This window comes from Candidatus Woesearchaeota archaeon (genome assembly GCA_016214075.1).
Lineage (GTDB): Archaea > Nanobdellota > Nanobdellia > Woesearchaeales > DSVV01 > JACRPI01.
In genome coordinates this window covers 1-8,599 of the sequence record JACRPI010000023.1, presented here as the reverse complement: position 1 = coordinate 8,599, position 8,599 = coordinate 1, and the positions used below count along the sequence as shown (strand labels likewise).

Here is an 8,599-nt window from a genome sequence, read left to right as displayed (position 1 = left end):
TCGACAGATTTCTTCTACTGGTCGAAAGTCAAGTTCATCTACAACTTTACGTTTAAAATCTCTGGTAAATGCTCTGCGTGACCCCATTTTCAGACCTCCATACTTTGGTAGAAAATAGTAACTTAACTATGTGTCCTTTTTCAGGGGGTCAGTCCACATCATATCTTCTTTTATAATAATGTATCCTAAACTTTTAACAAATTTCACAAATTCAAGAAGTTTAAACTTAGGATTTTCTGATTCTGAATGATCCATAGTGAGAATAAATTTTCGAATGAGAATTGGAATCTTTGTCTCTGTCTTCTCCAGAACATGTTTAATGTCTTCAAAGTCTCTTGCATCTCCCCTATCTATTTTTGTTATACAAATATCATAGAAATTCAAAACACGCAAGCTGATATGCTCAAATTCTTTAAGAAGTGTTGATTTTTTTTCAGAAGTCTTTGGACGTTTTCTTGAAATTTTCTGTCTAATGTTTACCATTTACTTTTTTCTAGAGAATGAGGTTTATATAGCAAAAGTGGTTAATTTTCGAACATTTGAAACCACTTTTGCTGAATAGTTGAGGTGCATAGATGTTCGAAATATTGGCACCTCAACTATATATCTTTTCTCTCAATAGTATCAGACACTTTCTCTATCGCCTTCTTCACCTGCTCATAAGGGATTACTCGTGTTGTCAATCGTGAGAGATCCCTTTCGTAGGTCGTTTTATCTGGAAAACGCAATTGTATCTTGATATGCTGTCTTTTTGCTTTTTCATAGAGCAAATCTTTGTCAAAGCGTACTCCTGCATGGATCAAGAACCAAAGATCATACATATCTCTGCCTTTGTCTCGTTCTTGCAACGCAATGATTTTCTCAGCAAATATTTCTTCAAAAGACATGCAGAGAACCATGATGGTTTCCTCTGTCTCTGAATATTCACTCTTGACAACCCTCCACTCTGGTTTTTTCAATGTTCCTGATCTGTAGCCTGCATCTATTCTAAATTTATTTCTTGTCTGATTTGTTCCTTTGTATAATGGTCCTTGAAAGCCAATTTCACATGTGTATGCGTCTTCAAACATTTCTTCTTTAATAAAATAATTTTGAATGCCAAGAAGTTCGAGTTCTTTCAATACACCCTTTACCTCTACCTGAAATTGTTTCACATTTTTTATATTGAAATCAAGATCCTCTGAAAATCTGTTTAACCCAAAAAGATATTTCAAACAAGTTCCTCCTTTAAAGACAGCATGGTCATGATGTTTATAATAATAATAAAGAAACAATTTGAGGAGGTAATCTTTTTCCTGCTGATATAATGACAAGCCAGAGTTTATTGCAATTCCATTGAGCTGCTCTTTACTGATCATAAACAACAATCCTCCATGTATGATTATATACTCCTTTTTTTCTTACCTCGCCTTTTTCTTTGTCTTCCCTATTTTCTCTATATAGTGGCGTGTAGCTTTTTGGAATATTTTTTAGGAATCCCACTTCCATTGTGTTTTTTAATTTTCTCTCTTCAAGGATATACCCAAGTCGTGCGAACAGTGCTTTATCGCCAAATTGCTTGAGATATAAAAAAAGTTTCTTTTGGTTAATTTCAGACCAGGCTCGAGTTATGCAGTCTTTTAACTCAGAAATCCCACCACTTTTTTCAGGCTTGTACAAGAGATCAACAATAAGCCGTTCTTTCTCTGCAATAGAAATACCTTCAACACTACAATAACCAAACATCCTCTTTGGGAGAACGGTTATTGTCTCAACTTCCCCATACGATTGCATCTTTATTGTTGGAAATTGTTTTGTGGAAACAACCTGTATTGTTTTCACTTGTTGCTCTGTCCAGCCATAATAAGAACACGCTGTCCAAAAGCTCACATAAGACGGTGCGGTAATAGTTGTTGCTATTTTAAGAATATGTTCTGGAATATTGGTAGTAAGTACATACTTATCTTTTTTTACCGCAGTAATCGTTCTTTTTTTCTTCAGACTCAAAAGTGTGTTTCGTATTGTTGTATCCTTCCAACCAGTTACCCTCTTGATCTTTTGGACAGAAAAGAGCAAAAAAGCATCAACCGCGTTGAGAAGCAGCGATTCATGCTTTGAAAGGACATTATGCTTTTTATAGAGATCATCTGTTTTTTTCATATTTGCTCTATAAAAACAATACCTATAAATAGTTTGCGTTTTTAGATTGATTACTTCTTCTCATACAACCTATCAAAATGTTCTTTCTTGAGAAAGATAATCTTCTTCAACCGCTGCATGGTTTCTTCTAAATCATTGAAAGTCCGCTAAAATGCGAAATATTTATATATTAATTGCATTTTAATATACTAATGAGGCTCTCAAAAGGGGAATTACGCCTACTAAAAGAAATAGCCAACGGCAACAGAGATATCAAAAATATAGCTTCTGCTCTAAAGAAAAGCAAAGCACAAACATATCGAACTGGACAGCATCTTGTAGAACAAGGATTTATCCAACGTTCTGACGGTTCATACATTCTTGTGAGAAGTACAGTAGGAAATTTATTAGTGCAATTGTTAGGGGATTTTCCTTCATTGATAAATCCACTCTCTGACTCAGGAGCAGAGCTTTTGATATTACTGTTAGAACCTAAGACTGTTTCTGAGATCATAGAAGCGTCTGGAATGAAGAAAGCACAGGTTTTTAAAAAAATAAAGCAAGCAAGAGCAATAAGTTTAGCGAGAAAAGTTGGTGATAGGTATAGTCTTAATGAAAAATTGTGGGCAAAAGCGATTGATTTTTTGAAAGAATTGAAAAAATACCAAGAGAGTACTGATAATAGGGTTCCAGGAAATTCAACCATTTACTATAAAAATGAAAAAGAGATAGTATTTTCAAACAAAGAAAAGATTGATGCAACGTCAACCGCTTTTTCTGCATACGAACAATATGGGATAAAAATTCTTGCCCTAAAAGAATATTACTATTTACCAAAAAAGAAACTCACAAAAAGGCAAGTATTTATGCATTCATTATACATTGCTGAGAAAGAGCATGAAATAAGATACCTTATTTTTATAACCCTTTTTTATATCAAACACAAAAAGGAACTTCAAGCAATAAAACATCCAATTTTGGACAATCTTAAGAATATTCTCGAAGGAAATTACTTACCAAGCTACCCTAAATTAGAAGAAATACAAGAGAGGGCGGAAATGTATGATATCAAAATTTGAAGAGTTGCACCAGTTATTTGAAGAAATAAACAGCAATATGTCAGAGAAAGTTCATTTCATTGTGATAGGCGGAGCAATGCTTCTCTATCATGGAATAAAACCCGCAACAAAAGATATTGATGTCGTGGTGACTAGTCCAAAAGATTTTCTGGCAACTGAAAATGTACTCAAAAAGCTGAAGTTTCAGACAAGGTTGCCGACTATTGAATACAAAAGAATGAACCTTAGCCAGATATTTGTCCGAGATGATTTTAGAATTGATTTATTTCATAAAACGGTTTGCAATGGTTTTGCACTTTCAGATAGCATGCAAAAACGAGTGGAAAAAATCATTCAATTGAAATACCTTACTATTTCTTTGTGTTCCTTTGAAGATGTTTTTCTCTTCAAAACATTTACAGAACGTGAAGGTGACCTTACTGACTGTATTGCACTTGCGCAGAGAGGAATTGATTGGAATATAATTTTAGAAGAACTACAGAAGCAAATAAAAATTTCCGACAGGAAAGTATGGATTACCTGGATTGGAGAAAGACTTGATATTTTATCTGAACGTGGACTTGAAATACCTATTATGAGTGAAATGGATACACTCAGAGAAGAATATATGGATGATTTTGAGAAGCGACATAAAGAGAGTTGAAAGCGCACTTCCAACAGCAAGACATATAAATTACCCTTTATCCTTTCCTCTAGCTATTCTTGCGGGGGTAGCAAAGCCTGGTCAAATGCGCAGGACTTAAGTGAGGCAACGCAGTGATGCGATTTCGTCTTTATTTTACTCTAAGACATCCTGTCTCTTAGTGGGTTCGTGGGTTCGAATCCCTCCCCCCGCACTTCTTTCTTTCCTTGCCACTACATTTAAGAAAAAATAGGAAAAATGTAGTCACCTGTACCCACCTTTAGATAGAAAAGTATATAAATGTAGTCACCTCATATTCATATATGAACCTCGAAATAAGAAAGCAGGGAAAAAGAAAGAAATACTACCTTGCGCACTCATTTCGTGAAGGAGATAAAATAAGAAAGATCAGAAGATATCTGGGCGCTGATTTATCTGAAAAAAACATTGAAACCCTCAAAAAAAGGGCGGAAATTCTCATTCTCCAGCAGGCAGAAGCGTACAAGAGTATAAGCGATCCTTTGAAGCAGATACTCAGCAAAAGAGAACTCCTTCTTCTCAAGAATTTGGAAGCAAAAGGGCATATCAGGATCAGGCATCTTTCAGAACAAGAATGGGAAAAATTCACAGAACTGTTTACTTATAACACAAACGCGATTGAAGGGTCAGAAGTAACGCAAAAAGAAGTCAAAGAAATTTTAGAAGAAAACAAGTGGCCAAAGGAAATACAGAAGCAAGACATTTCAGAAACCTATGGTGTCGCGCAAGCGGTGCGCTATGTTCGCGCAACAAAAGAGCAACTTTCCCTTTCTATGATAAAGAAATTGCATGCCATCGTCTTTCAGAATTCAAAGGAATTTGCGGGCAAATTCCGAGCAAAAGGAATTGAAGTGGTCATTCGAGACAAAGTTGGAACAATCATTCATAGAGGCGCTCCTTCGAATAGCGTGGAAGGATTACTCAGAGAGCTCGTCATCTGGTACAATGAAAACAGGAAGAAATATCCTCCATTACTGCTTGCCGCGGTCGTGCACAATCAGTTTGAAAATATCCACCCCTTTCAGGATGGAAATGGGAGAGTAGGAAGGTTATTACTGAACAACATCCTCCTGAAGCATAAGCTGCCTCCAGTAAATATTGGACTCAATAACAGAGCAAGATATTACACAGCTCTCCAAGACTATGAAAAGCGGGGAAATATCCGCCCAACAATTGATCTGATTCTCAAAGAATACAATGAATTAAAGAAAAATATAGGTGCCTACAGAAAATAGAAAATGTGGTCACCCATTTCTGCCTCCATTCAGTAGCTTCGAAAATGTTTTTTGAACGTTGATCAAAAAATACTTTGGAACAAACGATTGAGATGATTGGGTTTGTTCCATCTGACCATATTGTTATTTTTTGTTGTCAGAATCCGCCGCTGGCGCAGACGGGGCGGGGGACGCCCCATTCGGGGTGCCCCGTAGGACAAATTCTCGTAGAATTTGTCCGTAGGCCGCCAGCTGCGGCGGGTCATAGAACTTTATCTCTTCTTCAAAATCAAATATGCTCTGTTTTTGAAAGCATTTTTAAAGTCAAAATATCTCCACACAAAAGTGAGGGATACTATGGAAAACATAATTGCAATTATTGGTGGAACAGGATTTTCTGATAAAATAACAGCGACACAACAAGTGGATACAGATTATGGATTAATAGAAGCAGGAACACTCGAAATAGGAGGAACAACCGCATACATTCTCACAAGGCATAGCAAACTTGATGTTCCGCATCGAGTAAATTACAGAGGAAATGTTCAAGCAGCAAAACTGTTAGGAACAACCATGATGTATGGAATAAGTGCGGCAGGAAGACTTCATGCTGACGTATTACCAGGGCATCTTGTTGCGGTAGATGATTTTGATTGGGATGATGTGGCGCCACAAACATTTGCAGAAGACGGCAATATATTATTACACGTTTCCATGAACCCTTCTAATAGCGAAGGACTCAGAAAAGTATTGCATGAAGCATGGACAAAAGTAGAACAAAAAGTTCGAGATCGATATCGCGAAGCGTCACAACTTGCGGTAGGATATCATCAGGACGGAACGTATTTTAACATTCATGGACCGGGGTTTAGTACAGCCGCGAGAGAAGAAGCGATACGAAGAAGAGGAGATAATCATAAAGTCATTGGACAGACATTGCACACTGAAGCGTATCTTGCGCGGGAGATGCAGATTGCGTATGCGGGAATTGCGATGTGTGTTGATCATTCTAATTATCCTGATGCCCCGCAGCATGTCAATCATGGAGATGTCGTCATGCAAGCAGTTCCAGCAACAGCAGATGCTGCGTATATGCTTCTTGATGCTGCGATACGAAAAATTCCCGCATCCTTTGAAGATCCAGCGCATACTGCATTACGCCATGCGCTTCTGCCTGAACAAGTGCATTTAGGACGACTGGAAGAAGTAAGGCCACGATTAGCGGATATACTTCGAAAAGAGCTTAAAGCGAGATAACTTTCCAAAAATCTACTCTAAAAACAGCAATCCAACCATAACTAAGATCCCCAGAATCATCGCGGACAAATGCCAGACTGATTCTTTCAAAGAACCTTCTTTCTGCAATTCAGGAATTAGATTAGAACCCGCGATGTAGATAAACGCGCCTGCGGAGAATGGAAGAATAAACGGAACAAAAGAAGATGATTTTACGCCAAGAAGCAACCCCACAATCGCGCCCATGATCGCGGTGGTCGCGGAAAGGAAATTGTAGAACAATGCTTTTTGTTTTGAGAATCCTGAATACAGTAAAATTCCAAAATCAGCGATCTCTTGCGGAATCTCATGGAAAATAACCGCGACAGTCGTCGCGATTCCCACAGGAATGCTGACAAAGTAACTTGCCGCGATAATTAATCCATCAATAAAATTGTGGAGCGCGTCTGCGGTGAGATTTAAAACACCAATGTGATGAGCATGCCCCACATGCTTCTCAGACGCGGGCAATCCATGGCAGTGATTCCAGTGCACAAAACGTTCGAGAATAAAAAACACCACAATCCCAAGAAGAACAAATAAGGAAACAGAAGGAGTAAACCCCTTTCCTTGAACTGCTTCAGGAAGGAGATGAAGAATAGCGTCTCCAAACAATGTTCCCGCAGACAAGCCAACCAAGATAAGTAAAAATGTTCGCTCTGTTTTCTTTCGAAGCAATAAAGAGAAAACACCGAGGAGCGAAACAAGGGAAACGAGAACAACACTCATAATCGTGTAAAATAATTCGTATGCCATGAGGAAACGAAACCAAAGAGTATTTATATATCTTACTGATTCTCAATATCAATAAGAATATTCATTCATCAGCCACCCATCAATCGCCTTACAGAGCTTTTGAATCCCCATGCTTTTATTATAAAATGTACAAATAACACAGATTGACCAAGTTTATTATGCTCGCCTATCCCATGCCTAAAGGCATGGGTTTTACGGCTCGCAAACTCTTGTTGGTCAATCCGTGGGATGTAAAATCGGCGCCTGCTGAATCTCGACGCTACATCCTCGCACTAAAGTGCAAGGTTTTGCGCCGATTTTTCATAAAAAAAGAAATAGTAAGCAAGCAAAGTATAAGGACAAAATGAAACGAACGCGAGAAACAAAGCAAAAACAAATCATCGAGGACGCAGTAACACACTTTACCTCTTTTTTCAACGCAGAAGAATTGCATCTCTACCTCAAAAAAAAAGACAAAGAAGTAGGCATTGCGACCATTTACCGCCTCTTAACAATCCTCGTTTCAGAAGGTAAAATCCATTCTTTCCAATGTAACAGAAAAACAATTTATTCATCCAATAAAAAGAATCATTGTCATTTTGTCTGCGAACGTTGTGGAGAAGCAAAACACATTCAACCAAAAAAACTTGATTTTCTGGAAAAAGAGATTGACGGAAAAATATGTCACGTGCAAATTGATATTAGTGGAATTTGTGAGAAGTGCGGAAAGAAAGAATAGCATCAAAAAATTACAGCTGATACTGCAACACAATGTCTCGTGGAATTCCCTTCTCATTAATTCTGTCAATTAATGTTGTCTTTTGCGACAGAAGAGAAGAACCATCAGCAAGAGTATATGTTCGGATCAGTTCATCTGCTTTTTTTCTGTTCCCTGTTTGCATGATTTCAAGATGAAGTGCGTACAAGTCTGCAACAGCATCTTTGAATTTACTATAATCTGTAATGCGAACATCCTCTCCAACTTCAACCCCACCGTTTTGAACAAAATAATTCAAACGCCATTCCGCAGATCTACGATATGGGCTTGTTGGACCAAAGCGCATATGTCTGAACATATCTGCAAAATAGGTGTCATACAAAAATTCTTCAAGAGCGCGAGCATCAAGCTCTTCAAAACCACCATCTGAAAGTTCTCTGAAAGAATACACACGTCCTATCTCTGCTTCTCCCTCATCAATGTCATTAAAGAGTTCACCAAGCGCCGCCTGTAACTCAAGCTCATTCATGCGCGAACCAATAAAGTGACGTTGTTCGTGGGACAAAATGCCAACAGAAAAAGCCATTGCCAAATAACGATCAAATTTATCTCCATACGCGGCAACTTTTTCCGCTGGAAGAATTGTTCGCGCAATAGGACTAAGAGCCTATCCCGAAAGGAATAAATAGTAGCTTTCTCATTGAATAGATATTAGGGAATGGGTCACGTGAGAATGAGAAGAGGTGACCCGATGGGATTAGTTGTTAGAGATGATGGTTGGAGAATTCCGGATGAACTT

10 protein-coding genes and 1 tRNA gene are annotated in these 8,599 nt (G+C 38.0%); 6 read left to right on the top strand and 5 right to left on the bottom strand.

All coding sequences use genetic code 11. The features are described 5' to 3' along the window. Nucleotides 1-126: 126 nt before the first annotated feature. The 3 genes from HZC31_04925 to HZC31_04915 all read right to left on the bottom strand — a co-directional run bounded on the left by HZC31_04925 (nucleotide 127) and on the right by HZC31_04915 (nucleotide 2,139). Entirely contained in the window at nucleotides 127-483 is a 357-nt protein-coding gene (locus HZC31_04925; protein MBI5002703.1) for a hypothetical protein, read from the bottom strand. A 116-nt stretch (nucleotides 484-599) separates the two neighbouring features. After that, nucleotides 600-1,358, bottom strand: coding sequence for a nucleotidyl transferase AbiEii/AbiGii toxin family protein (locus HZC31_04920; GenBank protein ID MBI5002702.1), 759 nt, complete (start codon nucleotides 1,356-1,358; stop codon nucleotides 600-602). Continuing rightward, nucleotides 1,348-2,139 (bottom strand): hypothetical protein, encoded by a 792-nt coding sequence (locus HZC31_04915; protein MBI5002701.1) that lies wholly within the window; start codon nucleotides 2,137-2,139, stop codon nucleotides 1,348-1,350. Before HZC31_04915 ends, HZC31_04920 begins: the two co-directional genes overlap by 11 nt. 173 nt (nucleotides 2,140-2,312) lie before the next feature. Between HZC31_04915 and HZC31_04910 the strand changes: the two genes are divergently transcribed. From HZC31_04910 to HZC31_04890, 5 genes are all read left to right on the top strand, one after another. Next, nucleotides 2,313-3,197 carry a hypothetical protein gene (locus HZC31_04910; GenBank protein MBI5002700.1) on the top strand — a complete coding sequence of 295 codons (885 nt, stop codon included), beginning with the start codon at nucleotides 2,313-2,315 and terminating at the stop codon, nucleotides 3,195-3,197. Beyond that, nucleotides 3,181-3,840, top strand: coding sequence for a hypothetical protein (locus HZC31_04905; GenBank protein ID MBI5002699.1), 660 nt, complete (start codon nucleotides 3,181-3,183; stop codon nucleotides 3,838-3,840). Before HZC31_04910 ends, HZC31_04905 begins: the two co-directional genes overlap by 17 nt. A gap of 61 nt (nucleotides 3,841-3,901) precedes the next feature. Then, nucleotides 3,902-4,033, top strand: a tRNA-Leu gene (locus HZC31_04900). 109 nt (nucleotides 4,034-4,142) lie between these two features. Beyond that, nucleotides 4,143-5,093, top strand: coding sequence for a Fic family protein (locus tag HZC31_04895; protein MBI5002698.1), 951 nt, complete (start codon nucleotides 4,143-4,145; stop codon nucleotides 5,091-5,093). A gap of 336 nt (nucleotides 5,094-5,429) precedes the next feature. Further along, a complete protein-coding gene (locus HZC31_04890) occupies nucleotides 5,430-6,329 on the top strand; it encodes a hypothetical protein (GenBank protein ID MBI5002697.1) in 900 nt (299 codons plus the stop codon). 12 nt (nucleotides 6,330-6,341) lie between these two features. On the opposite strand, the gene HZC31_04885 is transcribed toward HZC31_04890, so the two are convergent. Continuing rightward, nucleotides 6,342-7,103, bottom strand: coding sequence for a ZIP family metal transporter (locus HZC31_04885; GenBank protein ID MBI5002696.1), 762 nt, complete (start codon nucleotides 7,101-7,103; stop codon nucleotides 6,342-6,344). Between the two features lie 343 nt (nucleotides 7,104-7,446). On the opposite strand from HZC31_04885, the gene HZC31_04880 reads away from it, so the two are divergent. After that, a complete protein-coding gene (locus HZC31_04880; GenBank protein ID MBI5002695.1) occupies nucleotides 7,447-7,821 on the top strand; it encodes a transcriptional repressor in 375 nt (124 codons plus the stop codon). Nucleotides 7,822-7,831: 10 nt separating this feature from the next. Here HZC31_04880 and HZC31_04875 read toward each other — a convergent pair whose 3' ends face one another. After that, nucleotides 7,832-8,329 (bottom strand): hypothetical protein, encoded by a 498-nt coding sequence (locus HZC31_04875; protein MBI5002694.1) that lies wholly within the window; start codon nucleotides 8,327-8,329, stop codon nucleotides 7,832-7,834. Nucleotides 8,330-8,599 lie beyond the last annotated feature (270 nt).

What these genes read in the sequence shown, in the direction of transcription:
- HZC31_04925 (MBI5002703.1), bottom strand. Translation starts at nt 483, where the DNA reads ATGGTAAACATTAGACAGAAAATTTCAAGAAAACGTCCAAAGACTTCT.
- HZC31_04920 (MBI5002702.1), bottom strand. Translation starts at nt 1,358, where the DNA reads ATGATCAGTAAAGAGCAGCTCAATGGAATTGCAATAAACTCTGGCTTG.
- HZC31_04915 (MBI5002701.1), bottom strand. Translation starts at nt 2,139, where the DNA reads ATGAAAAAAACAGATGATCTCTATAAAAAGCATAATGTCCTTTCAAAG.
- HZC31_04905 (MBI5002699.1), top strand. Translation starts at nt 3,181, where the DNA reads ATGATATCAAAATTTGAAGAGTTGCACCAGTTATTTGAAGAAATAAAC.
- HZC31_04895 (MBI5002698.1), top strand. Translation starts at nt 4,143, where the DNA reads ATGAACCTCGAAATAAGAAAGCAGGGAAAAAGAAAGAAATACTACCTT.
- HZC31_04890 (MBI5002697.1), top strand. Translation starts at nt 5,430, where the DNA reads ATGGAAAACATAATTGCAATTATTGGTGGAACAGGATTTTCTGATAAA.
- HZC31_04885 (MBI5002696.1), bottom strand. Translation starts at nt 7,103, where the DNA reads ATGGCATACGAATTATTTTACACGATTATGAGTGTTGTTCTCGTTTCC.
- HZC31_04880 (MBI5002695.1), top strand. Translation starts at nt 7,447, where the DNA reads ATGAAACGAACGCGAGAAACAAAGCAAAAACAAATCATCGAGGACGCA.
- HZC31_04875 (MBI5002694.1), bottom strand. Translation starts at nt 8,329, where the DNA reads ATGAATGAGCTTGAGTTACAGGCGGCGCTTGGTGAACTCTTTAATGAC.